This is a genomic window from Acinetobacter sp. CY73 (assembly GCF_059515865.1).
Genome location: NZ_JCAKMZ010000002.1, coordinates 18,722 through 38,621 on the forward strand (window position 1 = coordinate 18,722; position 19,900 = coordinate 38,621).

At 39.4% G+C, this 19,900-nt stretch carries 14 protein-coding genes, 1 tRNA gene and 1 pseudogene; 5 read left to right on the forward strand and 11 right to left on the reverse strand.

Features of this window, described 5'->3' with window-relative positions:
* The first annotated feature begins 163 nt into the window (after positions 1 to 163).
* A complete protein-coding gene (locus tag AC5YD2_RS01535; RefSeq protein WP_496124627.1) occupies positions 164 to 985 on the forward strand; it encodes a class I SAM-dependent methyltransferase in 822 nt (273 codons plus the stop codon).
* Positions 986 to 1,072: 87 nt separating this feature from the next.
* Here the strand turns inward: AC5YD2_RS01535 and scpC are convergent, their stop codons facing one another.
* The 3 genes from scpC to ompR form a co-directional block, all read right to left on the reverse strand.
* A complete protein-coding gene (scpC, locus tag AC5YD2_RS01540; RefSeq protein ID WP_496124628.1) occupies positions 1,073 to 2,590 on the reverse strand; it encodes a succinyl-CoA:acetate CoA-transferase ScpC in 1,518 nt (505 codons plus the stop codon).
* A gap of 198 nt (positions 2,591 to 2,788) precedes the next feature.
* On the reverse strand, positions 2,789 to 4,255 hold the full coding sequence (locus AC5YD2_RS01545) for an ATP-binding protein (RefSeq protein WP_496124629.1): 1,467 nt from the start codon (positions 4,253 to 4,255) through the stop codon (positions 2,789 to 2,791).
* A gap of 269 nt (positions 4,256 to 4,524) precedes the next feature.
* Complete coding sequence (gene ompR, locus AC5YD2_RS01550) at positions 4,525 to 5,289, reverse strand: osmolarity response regulator transcription factor OmpR (RefSeq protein WP_496124630.1); 765 nt, start codon at positions 5,287 to 5,289, stop codon at positions 4,525 to 4,527.
* Positions 5,290 to 5,818: 529 nt separating this feature from the next.
* On the opposite strand from ompR, the gene AC5YD2_RS01555 reads away from it, so the two are divergent.
* Positions 5,819 to 8,182 carry a Tex family protein gene (locus AC5YD2_RS01555; RefSeq protein WP_496124631.1) on the forward strand — a complete coding sequence of 788 codons (2,364 nt, stop codon included), beginning with the start codon at positions 5,819 to 5,821 and terminating at the stop codon, positions 8,180 to 8,182.
* Positions 8,183 to 8,250: 68 nt separating this feature from the next.
* Here AC5YD2_RS01555 and AC5YD2_RS01560 read toward each other — a convergent pair whose 3' ends face one another.
* Positions 8,251 to 8,565, reverse strand: a complete 315-nt coding sequence (locus tag AC5YD2_RS01560; RefSeq protein ID WP_496124632.1) for a hypothetical protein — start codon at positions 8,563 to 8,565, stop codon at positions 8,251 to 8,253.
* Between the two features lie 334 nt (positions 8,566 to 8,899).
* Between AC5YD2_RS01560 and AC5YD2_RS01565 the strand changes: the two genes are divergently transcribed.
* A complete protein-coding gene (locus tag AC5YD2_RS01565; RefSeq protein WP_496124633.1) occupies positions 8,900 to 11,083 on the forward strand; it encodes a SulP family inorganic anion transporter in 2,184 nt (727 codons plus the stop codon).
* 151 nt (positions 11,084 to 11,234) lie between these two features.
* Here the strand turns inward: AC5YD2_RS01565 and AC5YD2_RS01570 are convergent, their stop codons facing one another.
* The 3 genes from AC5YD2_RS01570 to AC5YD2_RS01580 form a co-directional block, all read right to left on the reverse strand.
* Positions 11,235 to 11,468 (reverse strand): hypothetical protein, encoded by a 234-nt coding sequence (locus AC5YD2_RS01570; RefSeq protein WP_496124634.1) that lies wholly within the window; start codon positions 11,466 to 11,468, stop codon positions 11,235 to 11,237.
* A gap of 135 nt (positions 11,469 to 11,603) precedes the next feature.
* On the reverse strand, positions 11,604 to 12,491 hold the full coding sequence (locus AC5YD2_RS01575; protein WP_496124635.1) for an SDR family NAD(P)-dependent oxidoreductase: 888 nt from the start codon (positions 12,489 to 12,491) through the stop codon (positions 11,604 to 11,606).
* Between the two features lie 282 nt (positions 12,492 to 12,773).
* Positions 12,774 to 14,051 (reverse strand): O-acetylhomoserine aminocarboxypropyltransferase/cysteine synthase family protein, encoded by a 1,278-nt coding sequence (locus AC5YD2_RS01580; RefSeq protein WP_496124636.1) that lies wholly within the window; start codon positions 14,049 to 14,051, stop codon positions 12,774 to 12,776.
* A 312-nt stretch (positions 14,052 to 14,363) separates the two neighbouring features.
* Between AC5YD2_RS01580 and ettA the strand changes: the two genes are divergently transcribed.
* Positions 14,364 to 16,025, forward strand: coding sequence for an energy-dependent translational throttle protein EttA (gene ettA, locus AC5YD2_RS01585; RefSeq protein WP_496124637.1), 1,662 nt, complete (start codon positions 14,364 to 14,366; stop codon positions 16,023 to 16,025).
* A 70-nt stretch (positions 16,026 to 16,095) separates the two neighbouring features.
* On the opposite strand, the gene AC5YD2_RS01590 is transcribed toward ettA, so the two are convergent.
* On the reverse strand, positions 16,096 to 16,479 hold the full coding sequence (locus tag AC5YD2_RS01590; RefSeq protein WP_496124638.1) for a tetratricopeptide repeat protein: 384 nt from the start codon (positions 16,477 to 16,479) through the stop codon (positions 16,096 to 16,098).
* A 384-nt stretch (positions 16,480 to 16,863) separates the two neighbouring features.
* On the opposite strand from AC5YD2_RS01590, the pseudogene AC5YD2_RS01595 reads away from it, so the two are divergent.
* A pseudogene (locus AC5YD2_RS01595) lies at positions 16,864 to 17,661 on the forward strand (cation diffusion facilitator family transporter).
* A 94-nt stretch (positions 17,662 to 17,755) separates the two neighbouring features.
* Here the strand turns inward: AC5YD2_RS01595 and AC5YD2_RS01600 are convergent.
* The 3 genes from AC5YD2_RS01600 to gltX all read right to left on the reverse strand — a co-directional run bounded on the left by AC5YD2_RS01600 (position 17,756) and on the right by gltX (position 19,897).
* The gene (locus tag AC5YD2_RS01600; protein ID WP_496124639.1) at positions 17,756 to 18,097 is read right to left on the reverse strand and encodes a zinc-ribbon domain-containing protein; all 342 of its coding nucleotides are present in this window, start codon (positions 18,095 to 18,097) and stop codon (positions 17,756 to 17,758) included.
* 103 nt (positions 18,098 to 18,200) lie between these two features.
* Positions 18,201 to 18,276 (reverse strand) — tRNA-Glu (locus tag AC5YD2_RS01605).
* Between the two features lie 112 nt (positions 18,277 to 18,388).
* Positions 18,389 to 19,897, reverse strand: coding sequence for a glutamate--tRNA ligase (gene gltX, locus AC5YD2_RS01610; protein ID WP_496124640.1), 1,509 nt, complete (start codon positions 19,895 to 19,897; stop codon positions 18,389 to 18,391).
* Between the last annotated feature and the right edge of the window lie 3 nt (positions 19,898 to 19,900).

Below are 19,900 nucleotides of genomic sequence, written 5' to 3' on the forward strand. Positions count from 1 at the left end.
AGAGATTTTTTTTGCTTAAAATTAACTCATTTAATGGATTTAAAGTGATTTCATTGTTGAGTCTTGGATTTTATTGAAATAAATTTTAAAGTTGTTAGACACTTTTTTATCGCAGTCGATTGCTAAGGTGTAAAGTAAGCGAAAACAATAAGAAATATATAAAATGAAAGATCTATTTTCCAGCGACAGCGTGCTGTACCGCCAAGCTAGACCGACTTATCCGAATGAGGTCATAGCAGGAATACTGAAATATGTTCCAAATACTCAATTCGCTTGGGATTGTGGAGCAGGGTCAGGGCAATTCACTCAATTAATAGCTCCTTATTTTGAACAAGTGGTTGCAACGGATCTCAGCGCACAACAATTACAGCAAGCTCCTTATTTTGATAATGTCAGCTATCAAGTCCAATCTGCTGAAAAAACTGTTTTTGCAGATCAAAGTTTTGATTTGATTACTGTGGCACAAGCTATTCATTGGTTTAACTTTGATGCATTTTATCAAGAAGTGAAGCGTACGCTTAAAAAAGATGGCGTATTAGCGGTGATTGGTTACGGCACACCGCATTTGAAGCAAATTGAGCTACAAACTGAGCTGAGTGCCTTGTATCACCATACCTTAAGTGGTTATTGGGATATGGAACGCCGTTATATTGATGAGGAATACAAAACCATTCCTTTTCCTTTTGAAGTTCTAGCAGATCAGCAGTTCACGATGCAATTTAACTGGACCAAATCGCAATTCATCAGCTATTTAAATACATGGTCTGCAATTAAGCATTACCGAGAGCAAAATCAGGCAAAAAGACAATCTGACCTTTTAAGTTTATTTATGCAGGGCATCCATGAGGACGAACAAATAGTTGTGGAATTTCCTATTTTTTTGAAAGTTGGCAAAATCAAAAAAGAATTAAAAACAAAAAAATCGAATATTACTCAAGCGCACCTTCAGAAAATTTTTACTCGACAAATGCTTAAGTTTTGTTAACTTAAATAGATTCTTTATTTCTTTCAAGATGTTTAGAAACGAAAAAAACGCCCAATTGGGCGTTTTTTTATGGTCTAGAATCTGAAATTAAGCAGATTTAGCTTCAGCAGCTGCAATCAGCATCTGACCTTTTTCTTCGAAGTTGGAGTGCCAAGAAAGTGCTTCACGAAGAATGTGAGGAGTTTGACCACCACGTTCGCATGCACGGTTGAAGTAATCGTTCAATGCATCTTTATACATCGGGTGTACACAGTTGTCGATAATTGCGCGAGCACGTTCACGAGGTGCTAAACCACGTAAGTCTGCTAAACCTTGTTCTGTTACCAATACGTCTACATCATGGCCTGTGTGGTCAATGTGAGAAGCAAATGGAACAACAGAAGAGATGTCGCCACCTTTTGCAATTGATTTGGTGACGAAAATTGCAATGTGAGCATTACGTGCGAAGTCACCTGAACCACCGATACCATTCATCATTTTCGTACCACATACGTGAGTTGAGTTTACGTTACCGTAAATATCAAACTCTAATGCAGTGTTGATGCCGATAATACCTAAACGACGAACCAATTCAGGGTGGTTTGAAATTTCTTGAGGACGCAACACAAGTTTGTCTTTGTATGCTTCAAGGTTGTTAAATACTTTTTCGCCATATTTAGCAGAAAGCGTAATTGAAGAACCTGATGCGAATTTCATCTTACCCGCGTCAATCAATTCAAACGTACAGTCTTGTAGTACTTCAGAGTACATAATCAAGTCTTCGAAGTTTGAATCTTTAAGACCAGTCAATACCGCATTGGCAATCGAACCGATACCTGCTTGTAAAGGACCTAAGTTTTTCGGTAAACGCTCTTCCGCCACTTCTTTTTCGAAGAATGCGATCAAGTGGTTTGCAATCCCTTGAGTTTCATCATCTGGTTCAGTCACAGTTGATGGTGAGTCATGATATTCGTTATTGATCACGATACCGACAATTTTAGATGGATCGATATTAATTGCTTGAGTACCAATACGCTCATCCACTTTAGTCAATGGAATTGGCTGACGAGTTGGACGGTATGATGGAATATAAATATCGTGTAAGCCTTCAAAAGCAGGGCTTAAGTTGGTGTTGATTTCAACAATCACTTTTTCAGCAAAAATTGCAAAACTTGCAGAGTTACCTACTGAAGTTGTTGGAATGATGCCACCATCCTCAGTAATCGCAATCGCTTCAATAATCGCAATATCTGGTTTTTTCAATTGCTTGTTACGCATCTGTTCAACCGTTTCAGACAAATGCTGATCGATGAACATCACTTCGCCTTTGTTGATGGCTTTACGTAATGTGTTATCCACTTGGAATGGAAGACGACGCGCAAGTACACCCGCTTCAGTCAACTGTTTGTCTAAATCGTTACCTAAAGATGCACCTGTAATTAAAGTGATTTTAAGTGGATCAACTTTAGCACGTTTAACCAACGCCAAAGGAACAGCTTTAGCTTCACCTGCGCGTGTGAAACCACTCATACCTACAGTCATACCATCTTGGATAAATGCAGCAGCTTGTTCAGCGTTCATGACTTTGTCATGAAGGGAAGCTAATCGAATACGATCTAAAGACATAGTTTAAGCTCAATTCTTGTTCAAAACTAGACGGATTGTACCGTCCCAAAACAAGATTGTGCATGGCTGTTAGGCTAAGGTCTAATTTTTTCAGGAAATGGAGGTATAAATTTTGGTAATGATTTTTAAGTGGTTGAAATTCATTGTAATTATATAATTATAATATAAGTGTTTAAATATCAACCGTTTAAAAATTAATCACTCTGTAAAATGTTGACCTAAACTTTGTTTGATTTTTTGTAAAGGCGTGATTTGTTCGATCTCATCTTCATTTATGCTTTGCAATGGCAGTGAGATGATTGTCTCCAAACCGCCTTCAAGACGGTTTCGAATAATCAATTCGCCTTGATGAATATCGACAATTCTTTTCACGATAGCAAGACCCAATCCGCTGCCCTGAATAGTTCGTGCTGCATCACCTCGAACGAAGGGTTGCATCAGTTCTTCGATCTGATCTTCAGGGATTCCTTCACCCTGATCAGCCACTCGAATATGAACTTTTTCATTTTCAAAATGAGCTGAAATTTGAATGGGTTCAGAGCCATAGCGTTTAGAATTATTGATTAAATTACCAATTAATCGTTTGAGCGATAGACTTCGGGCTTCAATGGTGGGTAATTCTTGTGGCTTAAACTCGATTTTTAAAGGTTTGAACTGCTTTACTAATTCATTGAGTAGCGCATTGACATCGGTATCTTGAAGTTCTTCATCTGACCCGTCGCGCATATAAGAGATGAATTGATTCAAAATCGCATCCATATCTTCAACATCATAGATTAAGCCTTCTTTGAGAAAATCTTCATCAGGCATCATTTCTGCGCTTAAACGAATGCGTGTCAGTGGGGTTCGGAGGTCATGAGAAATACCTGCCAACATGATTTGACGATCACGCTCGGTTTGCTCAAGGGTGTAAATCATATGGTTGAATGCTTGGTTCACTTGGCGAATTTCAAGCGGTCCATGATTGGTTTCTAAATACGGTGCTTTACCTGTTTTACTATAATTATTGGCTGCATTCTGCAAACGACGTAGTGGACGATTCAACTGTCGAACCAGCGTTAAAATAATAATGGCTGAAATCAGTGGTACACCTAATAGCCAAGCGAGAATCAGTTCAGGGCTGTAGTTGGCATAGGTCTTAAGAGGCTCTTGCACCCAATTGCCATTCATTTCTGGAGTTTGTATCCAGATACGCGGACTTGGTTTAAATTGGAAATACACCGTGACATTCGGCACATCCAGCTCTTTTGCGAGCTTCTGCTCAATTTGATTGGTGAAAAACTCCGCAATAAATTTTTCTCTCAAATTTGGATATTTGGCTGGATCAGTAACATATTCAATCCCCACACGTTTTTTTAACCATTCATCAGTGTCAAGCTCTTGATTACCATGAAAGATCTTAAGTTCAGGGTTATTAATAATCTCAAGTTCAACCGCTAAATAGCGTGCATGTTGTTGGATTTCAGGCAGGTACAGTGTTTTCCAAAAGAACCACAGTGACATAAATAGGCTGAAAAATACGACAAACAGTACCAAGACTGTGGTACGCATGGCCGCAGAGCGGGGTTTGATTTTGTCTAGAAAGCGTTCCCACTTGGTCCGTTTCCTTTCGGAGTAGGTTTCAAAGTCATTGAATTTTTGTGGGTCAACCGGTTCTAGTTTCACACCAAATCCTATTTGTATCGTAATTATGGACTTCATCCAAATGGCATTGGATACGCGTTAAAGTCATACGCAACTGTCCGAGGCAGGAAATATTTATTCAGTCTTGTTTCTGCGACTTAGAATGAAAGGTACAGAAATACGCCGAGTTTTGCGTATGACAATGGTTTTGCTTACTTTTGCCTAAACAAAAGTAAGGCCAACCGCAGGTTAAACGTTAATTCAAAGCTTGAATGATAAGACACCGATGTGCAAACCATTTTCTAAGTGAATTACTCAGCACCATCTGGAACGAAGACATAACCCACGCCCCAAACGGTTTGGATATAGCGTGCACGCGCTGGGTTTTCTTCAATCAAACGACGTAGGCGAGACACTTGAACGTCAATTGAACGCTCCATCGCGCCCCATTCACGTCCACGTGCTAAGTTCATCAGTTTATCGCGGGTCAATGGTTCACGTGGATGTTGAACCAAGGCCTTAAGTACTGCAAATTCACCTGTGGTTAAAGTCACGACCTGACCTTCACGGGTCAATGTGCGAGTCGATAAATCAAGTGACCACGGTCCAAAGCTGACCACTTCCATATGCTGACTTGGTGCACCCGGTACTTCACGGACTTGGCGACGGAGTACTGCACGGATACGCGCTAATAACTCATTTGGATTGAATGGTTTTGGCAAATAATCATCGGCACCAGCTTCAAGCCCTGCAATTCGATCTGAGTCACTACCACGTGCCGTCAACATGATGATGGGTGTATCGATATTTGATTGGCGTAAACGACGACAAATACTTAAACCGTCTTCCACTGGAAGCATAAAATCAAGAACGATTAAAGAAAATAATTCACGTTGTAACAAACGATCCATTTGTGTTGCGTCATGTGCCGTTTTTACAACAAAGCCTTTGTCTTCTAAAAAACGCTGTAAAAGGGTACGTAAACGTACATCATCATCGACAACTAAAATGCGTTCGACGCGGTCGGTTTCATTGTGTACAACATCTGTGTTTTCAGCAGGTACAACCAAACTCATGATGCACTCCCTTAAAGTTGTATTTATAAATATTTGTTAATCTCAGTATACTGCTTAAGTTCTTGTTAAGACTATGTATCAAATTGCTCAAAATTACAATTTTAAGGCGTTTTTGAAACCAAATAACAACATCAAAAAAACTGAGGAATCATATCTAAAGTTATAGACAACAACGTCTCATGTAGCAATGGATAAATGATGGAGAATTTGAATAAGCGATTGTTTATGCATCATTATTCTGTTTTTTAGGCGGTTATTTTAAGTTTGCTACGTAAATTAAAACAATCTAAATCAAAAGCAGAATATTACAGATACAAAATGAACCATGATGAAAGGTTCTTATTTTGTAATTTTCATTCAATTGATCGCATATTTTGTGATGCAATTTATTTTTAATCGTCAAAAAAAAGCTGAAATTTAAAGTTTAATTAAAATTTCCATTGTAAATATTCAAAACAATTGTGGATTTTATAGTCTTGGTCTTTATAATCACTAACTTTTAGTCCTTATCCTTGTGGAATTTAACACGATGACTGACTTAGTTCAGCAGTTGGCAAAAGAAATTGCCGTACGTCCAAACCAAGTAGAAGCTGCCATTAAGCTGATAGATGAAGGTTCGAGTGTTCCATTTATCGCACGTTACCGTAAAGAAGTAACCCAAGGCTTAGACGATACGCAACTCCGTCAACTCGATACGCGCTTAACGTATTTACGTGATTTATTTGAACGTCGTGAAAAAGTCATTGAATCACTGAAAGAACAAAATAAATTGACTGACGATTTACTTGCTCGAGTAAACGCAGTTGAAACTAAAAATGCATTAGAAGAAATTTACGCGCCGTACCGCCCAAAACGTACCAGTAAATCATTTAAAGCCAAAGAAGCTGGCTTAGGTCCAATTGCGACAAAAATTCTGTCTGAAAATATTGATCCTGCAGAAGCTTTATCAGGCTTTAGCCATGAAGATTATGCTGACCTTGAAAGCCAATTGGATGCGATTCAACACATCATTATTGATGAATGGGCGCAAAATATTGGATTAACCACCGAATTAAAATCAACATTTGCTAAAACCGCTGTACTTAAAAGTTTAGTGGCAAGTGAAGAGAAAAAAGAAGTCGGCAAGAAATTCCGTGATTACTTCGATTTCTCTGAAAATCTGAATAAAGTACCCTCACATCGTCTGTTAGCGATGTTGCGTGGTCGTCAAGAAAACGTATTGGGTTTAAAAGTGGATGGTCAAGATGATCTTCCATTGGCTCGCATTGAAACTGAATACGATCTTGAGTCTGTTCAACCTCAAGCCCGTCAAGACTTCCTAAAACAAACGGCAAAATTGTTCTGGTTAGGTAAAACACGCCCAGCGATTGAACACTCTCTATTAACAGAAAAACGTCTTGCTGCTGAAACTGAAGCAATGGATGTATTTGCTGAAAACTTACGTCATTTATTGTTGTCTGCACCTGCGGGCGCTCGTACAACGTTAGGCGTAGATCCTGGTATTCGTACAGGTGTGAAATTGGCTGTTGTGAATGCATCAGGTGATGTTCTTGCACATAGCACGATTTATCCATTTGCACCAAAAGAAGATAAAGCAGGTTCATTGGCTGAACTTGAACGTCTTTGCCGTGAATTCAATGTTGATTTGATCGCGATTGGTAATGGTACAGCAAGTCGTGAAACAGAAGCGGTTGTTGCTGAGATGATGGCAGCGAATCCTGATCTTAAATTGACACGTGTTTCTGTTTCAGAAGCGGGTGCATCGGTTTATTCAGCGTCTGAGTTGGCTGCGGCTGAACTTCCTGAATTGGATGTGACGATTCGTGGTGCAGTGTCTATTGCACGTCGTTTACAAGACCCATTGGCTGAGCTTGTGAAGATTGATCCTAAATCAATTGGTGTGGGTCAGTATCAACATGACGTGAACCAAACTGGATTGGCGAAAACACTTGAAGCTGTGGTTGAAGACTGTGTGAACTCTGTGGGTGTAGATGTTAATACAGCATCATCTGCAATCTTGGGTTATATCGCAGGTTTGAATAAATCAATCGCACAGCAAATCGTAGATTTCCGTAAAGAAAATGGTCGTTTTGACAACCGTCAAGCATTGAAAAATGTACCACGTTTAGGCGAGCGTACATTTGAACAAGCGGCTGGTTTCTTGCGTATTCAAGATGGATCAGAGCCATTAGATGCATCTGCAGTTCACCCAGAATCATATGCATTGGTGAGTAAAATTGCTGCAGCAAAAGCAACGACTGTAAAAGACATCGTTGGCAATACTGAAATCATTCGTCAAATTGATGCTGAAGCATTTGTTGATGACAAATTTGGTTTACCGACAATCAAAGATGTACTTTCAGAGCTTGAAAAACCAGGTCGTGATCCACGTCCAGAATTCCGTACTGCGAAATTCCGTGAAGACATTACCGATGTTAAGCAATTGACTGAAGGCTTACAGCTTGAAGGTGTTGTCACCAATGTAACGAACTTCGGTGCATTTGTGGATGTTGGTGTTCATCAAGACGGTCTAGTGCATATTTCTGAACTTGCCAATGAATTTGTTGCTGATCCACATAAAATCGTGAAGCCAGGTCAGATCGTTCAAGTGCGTGTATTACAAGTGGATGCTGAGCGTAATCGTGTGAACTTGTCTATGCGTCCTGAAGGTTCTGAAGCACCTGCAAAAGCACCGCGTCAACCGCGTCGTGAAGCGCCAGCGGGTGAGCAACGTACTGAACGTAAACCTCAAGCGAAACGTCCTCAACAAGCACGTCCACAAGGTGATCGTCCGCAACAGAATAAGAAGCCACAATCGGCTAAACCTCAAGAAGCAAAAATTGGTGGTTTAGGTGCATTGTTACTTCAAGCAGGGATTAAAGGTTCGAAGTAATCTTTAACTCCTCAATAAAGAACCTCCCAATCGGGAGGTTTTTTGATGCTTTAAAATTCAAGCCAAAATTAATTGATCATTGGCACAATCCAACTGGTAATAATCAGCAAAATACCAAAGTGACCGAGCTTACGAGACACTTTGACAAAAGTGGGAACAGGCTGTTCAAGCTTATGGGCATAATCTTGCAGATTTTGTGCATTGGTACTACGGCTATGCCATAGGAAAATTGCCAAGTCGATACAGATTAAAAGTGTGCCTACATCGGCAACCAAATCCATCACGACAAAATCTTGTGTATACAGCGCTATACCTAGTTGATAACAAATAAAAACCGCAAAGGCGATCGCTGCATACTGTAAAAATAAAGTGAGAGTGCGCATACCAAATGAAAGATGAAAAGTTTGTAGTTTTATAACACAAAAGTAATTTTTTATATAAATTCATGTGAATGTTCTATTAGTATGCTTACATGAACAAACCATTTAATTTTAAAAGGTTTTTTCAACGATGATTTATTTAAAAAAAATATCTTATTCATTTGTCGAACAATTTATTAAAAAAATAGAAATAATTCCGATACTAATATTGTCAAAAAAGCGGCTTTAAAATAAAGTAAAAGCTCTAAAAATGTGAATTGCGTCACATAATTTTATTTTCATATTTTTAGAATAATTACAAGCAAAATCAACTATATATATTTTGAGAAAAACAATAATGTCCCATTCAATCCCCAAGAGAGGGTTTCATTCTAATGATCTGCTTTCAGGTCTCGTCGTATTCCTCGTTGCTTTACCACTATGTTTAGGTATTGCGAGCGCCTCCGGAGCACCTTTAATTTCAGGTGTGATCGCGGGTGTAATCGGTGGAATCGTGGTTGGATTTTTAAGTGGCTCACATATCAGTGTATCAGGACCTGCAGCAGGCTTAGCTGCGATTGTACTGTCTTTACTTAGTCAACTGGGTGGGAACTATCAAGCTTTCTTGCTGTGTCTGGTCTTAGCAGGTGTCATTCAGGTGGCATTTGGTCTATTCAAACTTGGTTCATTTTCAAACTTCATTCCAACCAACGTGATTTTAGGTCTTTTGGCTGCGATTGGTATTATTTTAATTTTGAATCAAATCCCTTATTTAATGGGGATTAAAATAGACTTATTCAAAATGCATTGGCAAAGTGGTTGGTCTGCATTAATGCCTCATTTTGACTATGGTGCAGCACTGATCGGTATCTTAAGTGTGATCATTATTTTAGCTTGGGATAAAACACCGTTAAAGAAAACGCCACTCCCTTCAGCGCTGGTGGCTGTCGTTTTTGCAGGTGTCCTAAATTATATCTTTATTCAAACAAATTCGAATTTGGCTGTTCGTGAAGAACATTTAATTCGCCTACCGAATGTCTTTTCAGCCAATGAAACGATTTTCAGTTTTCCAGATTTTAGCTTTTGGAATAACGCGATTATTTATACCGGTGCGATTACATTAGCAGTCGTGGCTTCTATTGAGACTTTACTCAACCTAGAAGCGGCCGACAAAATGGACCCGCAAAAAAGAGCATCACCGCCGAACCGCGAATTATTTGCACAAGGCGTGGGGAATACATTCTCAGGTTTGATTGGTGGCATGCCGATTACTTCCGTGATTGTACGAAGTTCAGTGAATGCGACCAGTGGTTCTAAAACGAAATTTTCTGCTATTTTTCATGGTGTATTGTTGGCGGTAGCGCTGATCTTACTTACGCCATTGATTAATGTAGTGCCACTTTCAGCATTAGCGGCAATTTTGATTTTAACCGGAATCAAGCTGGCAAGTCCTGCACTGTTTAAGCGTCTTTATAGTGAAGGCTGGAAACAGTTTCTGCCATTTATCGTGACTGTAGTTGCGATTATTGCCACAGATTTGTTGAAAGGTATCATGATCGGCTTGGTGGTGAGTCTGATCATTATTCTGAAAAATAATTTAAAACGTGGTGTGCGTGTGATTCATGAGGCACATTTACATGGCAAAATTACACGGATTGAATTGGCTCCAAACGTATCGTTTTTAAACCGTGCAGCATTGGTTTCAGCATTGGAAAAACTAAAATCGGGTGAAACCGCGGTGATTGATGCTTCCAATACCTATTATATCGACCCCGATGTTTATAATGTAATTAAAGACTTTAAGGATGGCACGGCTCAAACCAATCACATTGAGCTGAAGTTGATTGGCTTTAAAGCGCATTATCCAGAAAGCGTAGAAGATGAATTGGATGTGAATGTCAGCACTAAAGAAGTTCAGCGTCATTTAACGCCTAAACAAGTCTTGGAATTATTAAAAGAAGGCAATCATCGCTTCGTGAATCATGAGCGCTTACATCACAATATTGCACGTCAGATTCAAGTGACCTCTCAGGCGGGGCAGCATCCTTTTGCTGTTGTTTTAGGTTGTATGGATTCTAGAGCGCCGACTGAACGTATTTTTGATGTGGGGATTGGTGATTTATTCAGCCTACGTATCGCAGGTAATATTGCGGGGCAGAAAGTCTTAGGTTCACTTGAGTTTGCTTGTAAGAGTAAGGGTTCAAAGTTAATTGTGGTGTTAGGGCATACAGACTGTGGTGCTGTGACTTCAGCATGTCAACTTTATGAGCAAAACCAAGACATTACTAAATTGACTGAAACTCCGAATGTGCAACACTTCTTAAAGCCCATTATGGAAGCGGCACATACAGTAAAAAATGAACAGCCAAGCTACCAGTTAACCAGTAATTTTGTGCATGCAGTAACGGTATTAAATGTTCAAAATAATATTCGATATATTCTTAAAAATAGCCATGTACTTAAGCAAATGGTCGATGATGGTGAGATCTGTATTGTGGGTGCGATTTATGATGTGCGCACAGGTAAAGTTGATTTTATCTAATTGCTAGATTCTTAAATCAAGTGATGAAAAACCTCCATTCGTGGAGGTTTTTTTATATTTAAGTTCAAGATACAAATAGCCGAACAAAATAACAGATCATGAGAGTACGTATGCTGATCTCAGATATAAGTACAAGTCGAGGGAAGTTCGCCTACTTTAAGGGATTTTGAATTTGAATCATGAGTTGTTTTGCATCGGTATTTGAAAATGATTTTCTCTTTGGAAATTTCAACTGTACAAAGAAACCCACGCAAATGATCCATAAACTCAGTTGTGCGAAGAAATCTAAGGATACGATTTGATGTGGAATAAGTTCAAAAATATTTACACTGACTAATAACGTACACACGAAGAAGAACAGTTTGAATAATAAAATTTTTAGCATCACGGTTACTCATGATTTCTAATCCATTTCAGTATAAAAAAGTTTTATTAAACCAAAATTAAAAAAGACCCATCATGTTGGTGATGAGTCTTCAATCATACGAATTTTATAGTTATGAACTTTTTATGATGGCGATTACCAATGTTCACCCGGAAACAAACGCGCATAAGCACGTTGCACAAAGTTTAGTTTTTCAGTTTGACCAACCGATGCTGATGAACTCGGAAATAGGTTGTAACCAATCGACATGAGTTTATTGTTGATATCAGGCGCAATGGCATAGGTAATCGAAGCCAAACGTCCAAGATGAGTCGCCACTTTCTTCGGGCGCTTCACGATCGCATATGCAATTAAATCTGCTGCTTGCTCCGGAGAAAGAGCTGGTACATATTTGTAGATCTTGGTTGGGGCGATCATGGGTGTGCGCACTAGTGGCATATAGATCGAGGTAATCGCAATCTTATGAGAATCAACCTCTGCTGATAAACAGCGACTAAAAGCATCTAGGGCTGCTTTGGATGCTACGTAAGCGGAAAAGCGAGTCGCATTTGCCAAGACACCAATTGAGCTAATATTAATGATCTGTCCTTGGCGACGACTCATCATTTGCGGCAGGATATTTAGAATTAAACGGACCGCACCGAAGTAATTCAGTTGAATCGTACGTTCAAAGTCATGAAAACGATCAGTCGATTCGTGTACAGCACGACGAATAGAGCGACCTGCGTTATTAATTAAAATATCGATATGATCGACAGAATCTAAGATTTGTTTAGATAAGTCGTCAATGGCATGCATGTCATTTAGATCACAAGGGAAAATACTGGCTTGTCCACCTTTGGCTTCAATTTCTTTTTGCGCATCAATCAGTGCATCTACCGTACGAGCAACCAATAAAACATGTGCTCCAGCATCTGCAAGTTTGTGAGCCGCAGTCAAACCAATGCCACTAGATGCACCTGTAATGAGGATCACTTTTCCATGGACTTTACGTTTAAAAAGCTGCTCTAGTTTTTTATTCATTGCACTATCCTTGTTCGATCCGAATTCAAATTCTGGTGATATATTTTTTAATCTAGGGCTGAGATTTTTTTGAAAAAAACTAAATTTTGTCTACAGAAGATGATAGCTTAGAAGATGAAAAATTATCAATAAGCATATGAAATAGAAAAATATTTTAGAGTAATTGCTCTAATTTGGTGTTCTGATGGATTTGGGTTATATCATAAAAAATAATGCATAAAATGAAATAATCATCTTATGCATTTCTAGGCTTAAATTGATCTTTTTGCTGATTTTATTCAATTAAACTTGCGTGAGTGCTTGCTCCAAATCAGCAATTAAATCATCCGCATGTTCAATGCCAATCGACAAACGAACCATATCAATGCTGACGCCTGCAGCTTTTAATTCAGCTTCATTAAGTTGGCGATGTGTGGTTGTAGCAGGGTGACATGCCAAACTTTTCGCATCACCAATATTCACCAAACGGGTGAAGAGTTGTAGCGCATCAATAAAGCGTGTACCACCTGCAAGACCATCTTGAACCCCAAAAGAGAGGATGGCAGAAGGTTTCCCTTTGACATATTTCTGTGCCAAAGCATATTGAGGATGGTCTTTTAAACCTGCGTAATTGACCCATTTTACTTTTGGATGTGCCTTTAAGTATTCAGCAACTTTGAGCGCATTTTCAGTATGACGTTCCATCCGAAGGCTCAGGGTTTCTAAGCCTTGTAGAATTAAGAACACGTTGTGTGGGCTAATTGCTGCGCCAGTATTACGTAATGGTACAACGCGCGCACGTGCAATATATGCAGCTTCACCCAATGCTTCGACATAATTCACGCCGTGATAACTCGGGTCTGGTGTATTCAGTACTTTAAAGCGTTCAGGGTATTTGCCCCAAGGGAATTTACCACTGTCGACAATAATCCCACCAATCGAGTTACCGTGACCGCCAATATATTTGGTGAGTGAGTGAACAATAATGTCTGCACCAAAATCGAAAGATTTTTGCAGGACTGGGGTTGCAACTGTGTTGTCAACGACAACAGGAATGCCATATTCATGCGCGATTTTAGAAATTGCTTCAAGATCAATAATATTGCCTAGCGGGTTGCCAATTGATTCTACAAAAACCAATTTGGTTTTTTCATCAATCAAACCACGTAAAGCCTCGGGATCTTGATAATCAAAGAAACGAACCTCGATGCCTTGCTTGGGTAAAGTGTGTGCAAATAAATTATATGTACCGCCATACAAGGTTGATACGGAGGCAATATTATCACCTGCCTCTGCAATGGTTTGAATGGCATAGGTAATGGCTGCCATACCAGATGCTAAAGCAAGTGCACCTATACCTCCTTCAAGCGCAGCGATACGCTGTTCTAATACCGCAGTCGTTGGATTCATAATGCGGGTATAGATATTACCCTGAACTTTTAAATCAAATAAATCAGCACCATGCTGGGTATTATCAAACGAATATGAGGTGGTTTGATAAATCGGCACAGCAACAGCCTTAGTGGTTGCCTCTGGGGTGTAGCCTGCATGAATGGCGAGAGTTTCGTCCTTGTATGTCATTTTAATTTCATCTTGGTGAGTTAGTTTTGAACGATATTAGCATTTATGTTGAGCAATTAAAGTCCTTATTTATTGAAATCTTTATGTTTAAAGTTGATAAGGCTGAAATATTTTTAAGTGAAAATACATGAAATTCAACATTGACGTATTTGTTCAATTTGTGAGCGAAAAGTTTTTTACAACAAAGTGATCAACTTAATTAACATGCCTTATTTTTTTGGTGTATTCATCGTATAATACCCGATTATTTTTTCGCTCATTTGAGCCGGGGCGCTTCATCCCCGAAATTGGTTTTCTATTGAGGAGTCCTACGTGGCCCAATATATTTACACGATGAACCGTGTGTCGAAAATGGTTCCGCCTAAACGCGAAATCTTAAAAGACATCTCTTTATCATTTTTCCCAGGCGCTAAAATTGGTGTTCTTGGTTTAAACGGTGCGGGTAAATCTACCTTGCTTCGTATTATGGCGGGCGTAGACAAAGATTTCTCTGGTGAAGCTCGTGCACAACCCGGTATTAAAATCGGTTATCTTGAGCAAGAACCACCTTTAGATGAAACTAAAGATGTTCGTGGTAACGTTGAAGATGGTTTACGTGAACCACTTGATGCGTTAGCACGTTTAGACGAAGTTTTCGCTGAATATGCAGCTGAAGATGCTGACTTTGATGCGCTTGCAAAAGAGCAAGAGAAGTTAGAAGCAATTATCCATGCTTGGGATGCACATAACTTAGGCAACCAAATGGATCAAGCAGCTGCTGCGTTAAACCTTCCAGCTTGGGATGCAGACGTTAAATTGCTTTCAGGTGGTGAACGCCGTCGTGTTGCACTTTGCCGTTTATTGCTTTCTAAGCCTGACATGTTGCTTCTGGATGAACCAACGAACCATTTAGATGCATCATCTGTATCTTGGTTAGAGCGTTTCTTGAAAGACTTCCCTGGTACTATTGTTGCGATTACGCATGACCGTTATTTCTTAGATAACGTTGCTGAATGGATTCTTGAGCTTGACCGTGGCATGGGTATTCCTTATCAAGGTAACTACTCTTCTTGGTTAGAGCAGAAAAATGCGCGCTTAGAACAAGAGAACAAGCAAGAAGAATCTTTTGCTAAAGCATTGAAAAAAGAACTTGAATGGGTTCGTTCAAATGCCAAAGGTCAGCAAAAGAAAAACAAAGCGCGTATGGAGCGTTTTGAAGAGCTTAACTCGCGTGAATTCCAACAGCGCAATGAAACTTCAGAAATCTACATTCCACCTGGCCCACGTTTAGGCAACAAGGTTGTAGAAGTTGAAGGTATCAGTAAGTCATTTGGTGACAAGTTGTTGTACAAAGATTTGTCATTCGTTGTACCACCAGCTGCAATTGTGGGTATTGTAGGTGAGAACGGTGCGGGTAAAACGACACTATTCCGTATGATGACTGGCGAACTAGAACCAGATACCGGTTCTGTGGTGCTTGGTGAGTCGGTTAAAGTGGCTTATGTGGGTCAGATCCGTGACACATTAGATAATGATAAAACGGTTTGGGAAGAAGTTTCTGGCGGTTTAGATATCTTGAAGATTGGCGAATATGAAATTGCGTCTCGTGCGTACATTGGTCGCTTCAACTTTAAGGGTCAAGATCAGCAAAAGCGCGTAGGTCAATTGTCAGGTGGTGAGCGTAACCGTTTACAACTTGCCAAAATCCTACAACTGGGCGCAAACGTGATCTTACTCGATGAACCATCAAACGATTTGGATATCGAAACCTTACGTGCGCTTGAGGATGCAATTTTAGTATTCCCAGGTACTGTAATGGTAATCTCGCATGACCGTTGGTTCCTTGACCGTATTGCAACGCATATCTTGTCATTTGAAGGTGAAACACCTGAATTCTTCCAAGGCAACTATGCCGAGTTTGAAGAATATCGCCGTAAACGTGATGGTGATGACTTAGTTGCTAAGCGTCAAAAATATCGCAAAATCGGGAGTTAATTTACTTTCCGATTGATAAAAAAACCAGCCTAAGGGCTGGTTCTTTTTTAAGTGCATAGGTTGTAATAATTTAGGAAATAACCAAGTTACTCAAGGCTTTTTCAAGGATATTTTTAGCATCACGATGACCTTGGCTGGCTGCTTGATCAAGCCATTTTTCAGCCTGCGTATAGCTTCGATCTAGTCCAAGTTGCCCATTTAAATAGCTCAGCCCCATTTTATACTGTGCTTCTTTATCGCCCCTTAATGCTGCTCGTAAGTAAAACCAAACAGCGTTACGTGCGTCATCTCCATTGCAGTAAGTCGCTTCATGATGACTGATACATCGATTAAAGCGCTCTTCATAATCATGTGCTTTAATTAATTCAGACATGGTTTCTGAGCTACTGTTTAAATGATTTGAGAAAATATTCTGAATATAATCTCGAATACGTTTAGAAAGAGTTGAAATCATCTATACCTCCTCGCATTCCGTGCATGGCTGGATTTTGATTGTTTATTTTTATAACTACACAGTAGTTTTAACCTAATCCATATTTTTAAACAATAAAAACTTATTAAAAATACGAGTATTTTGTAATTTAATCTTTTGGAAATAAAAACTTAAAGATTTAATCACGACTTAATTTTTGATCCTAATCCAATATTTATTATTCGAAAAGTATATATGAAGTTATTTAAATGGAAATATTTGTAATAAGTATATCAAGCTATTCTCATCAGTATGTAAGATTAACTTTCAAATGAAAAATTATAAATGGGTATAGAGTCGATGATGGATACACATTAAGGTCATGATCATAGCCATGCCGTTGTCACTGAAAATAATGCACAAAAACTGACATTCGCTTTAATTCTCACCTCAACCTTTTTAGTCATTGAAATTATTGCTGGTTTTGTCACGCAAAGTCTGGCACTACATCTCTGATGTGGCGGATATGTTTAGCGATGCTGCTGCATTAGCTATTGCACTTGTTGCAATCAAAATTGCTAAATTACCTGCGGATAGTAAACGCACTTTTGGCTATTAGCATTTTGAGATTCTAGCAACTCTTTTTAATGTCTTGATGTTGTTTGTGGTGTCGATTTATATTCTATATGAAGCTTACCAGCAATTTAATCATCCGCCAGAGATTCAAAGCTTAGCCATGATAGGGGTGGCAGTGATTTGGCTTGTGATCAGTCTCATTTCAATGAAAATATGATTCTTAAGTTCCTGAGAAAGTTTAAATATGAAAAGCGCTTATCTATTTCACAGGTTGGATTTGGGTTGATATGCTTATAGCAGTGCTCATCAGTTTTTGGGTGATTCCAAGAACTTAGATTCTATTGAAACAGAGTATTTATATTTTATTGGAAGGTGTACCCGAAGAAATCGATATAAAACATCTGCGAAATGATTTATTAAATTTAAAAGATGTTCAAAGTATTCATTAACTTAAAGTCTAGGAAATTATCTCTAAAAAATATACATCTCACTATACTTTCTTGGCGTCCCATACGAATAAAAAATGAATTTTATGCTGAAGCATCAGAAATGCTGACGTATCAACATGTCATTACAGAAATGACTTTACAGATAGAAGATGATGAATGTATTGCACAGTCACATCATCATAATGATTTGCGTAGGTGATAAGGACAACCCTTACATCAACACTAATCTGTGTATTTAAAAAATAAACTTGAGTACCTTGTGAGGTACTCAATTATTCACACGCAAAACTCAATTAATTTTCCCATTCATGATGACAATCGCGACACTTCCATTTTTTTTGCGATTGCATAAATGCTTGCATTGATATTTTGAAATCAGGAAGATCACGCCAAAACAGAGCACCAGCTACGATCCCCACCACAAAAACCACAACCGTTGCGATTTGTAGTGTTTGACCTGCACCATCACCAAAAATCATCATCACTAAACTGCTGACGATCAGTAGTAATAAGATGAAGATCGTAGGAATAAGTACGATTAGGCTTTTAGGTACATTGGGTCGTACAGCAGGACTGTTCGCACTTGCAAGAGGCATGATCTTGCGACTTTGGCATTTAGGGCATTGGTATTGCATGATGACTCCACAATTCTTTTGATCAATTCTATAACATTGCAGCAAAATCTAAAACTTAGAGATAAAAAAAAGCCACTGATGAGTCAGTGGCTTTTTCAGAATTTGGCGTCCCTACGGGGATTCGAACCCCGGTTACCGCCGTGAAAGGGCGATGTCCTAGGCCTCTAGACGATAGGGACAATATCGAGGCAACACCACTTCATCTTTTGGATTGAAGTACTAAGTTATTCGCTTAGCTGGTGTGAGCGCTATATTAGGGATATCGCGCTCTTCCGTCAACACTAAATTCAGTTAAGCTTCATCAACTGCATCATTTTTCGGCAGTTTTAAGCTTTCATTGAGTTTTTCCCAAACTTTTGCTTCTTTTTTGCTCGGGCCGCCAACAATCTCTAAAGCATGACGTAAACGTGCGAACGTTAAATCGGGACCAATCGTCACCATGGATTGCATGACAGGTGTCGAGGAGGTTGAACCTGCAATTGCAATAAAAAACGCTGGCATGAAATCACGAAGTTTGATGTCCATTTGATTCGCTAAATCCATAAGCGTTTGGCTGACAGTGTCGTTGTTCCAAGTGAACAGACTTTCTAAACGCCAAATCGCAAATTGTAAGCTTTGACGAACTTGTTCTTCTGACAATTTTTTGCTTTCAAACTGTTCTTTATTCAGTGTTGGGAACTGATTGAAATAGAAACCTGCCCAATTTACAGCTTCAGACAATAGATTGATGCGGGGTTGAATCGCAGCCGCAATCTGCTCTAAAGTCTGACGGTCAGACTTCCAAGCCAATAGCGTGTCTAACAACTGACCCGGCGTTAATGCTTTGATCCATTGACCATTAAGCCAATTCAATTTTTCTACATCAAAAATTGGACCGCCGAGCGAGACACGATTGATGTCAAAGTGTTCAATCATTTCAGCCAAAGTGAATTTTTCACTTTCGTCTGGCATTGACCAACCCATACGCCCAAGGTAGTTCAATAGCGCTTCTGGCAACACACCGATGTCTTTGTAGTAGTTAATCGACGTTGGGTTTTTACGTTTAGACAATTTTGATTTGTCTGGATTACGCAGTAAAGGCATATGGCAAAGTACAGGCATATCCCATCCGAAGTATTGATATAACAACTGATGTTTTGGTGCAGAAGGAATCCATTCTTCACCACGGATCACATGGGTGATTTGCATTAAATGGTCATCAACCACGTTTGCCAAGTGGTAAGTCGGCAACCCATCGGTTTTGAGTAGAATTTGCATGTCGACTTGTGCCCATGGAATTTCAACTTCACCACGAAGCATATCGTTAAATTTACAAATACCTTCCGTTGGTACTTTCATACGTATCACATGCGGTTCGCCCGCTGCTAGACGCGTTTTTACTTCGTCTTGAGATAAAAGAAGACCACGTCCATCGTAACGAGGTGATTCTCCACGGGCTTGCTGTTCAGCACGCATTTGGTCTAATTCTTCAGCTGTGGCGAAACAGTAGAAAGCATGGCCTTGTTCAACAAGGTCGACTGCGTATTGCTTGTAAATACCCATACGTTCAGATTGACGGTAAGGTGCATGAGGACCACCGATATCTGGGCCTTCTGACCAATTCAAACCTAACCAACGCAGTGAATCTAAAATCATTTTTTCAGATTCAGGTGTTGAACGTAGCTGATCTGTATCTTCTATACGAAGAATAAACTCACCGCCATGTTGTTTTGCAAAACAGAGGTTAAACAAGGCGATATAAGCAGTACCGACATGAGGAAAGCCAGTAGGAGAGGGTGCAATACGAGTACGAACGGTCATAAT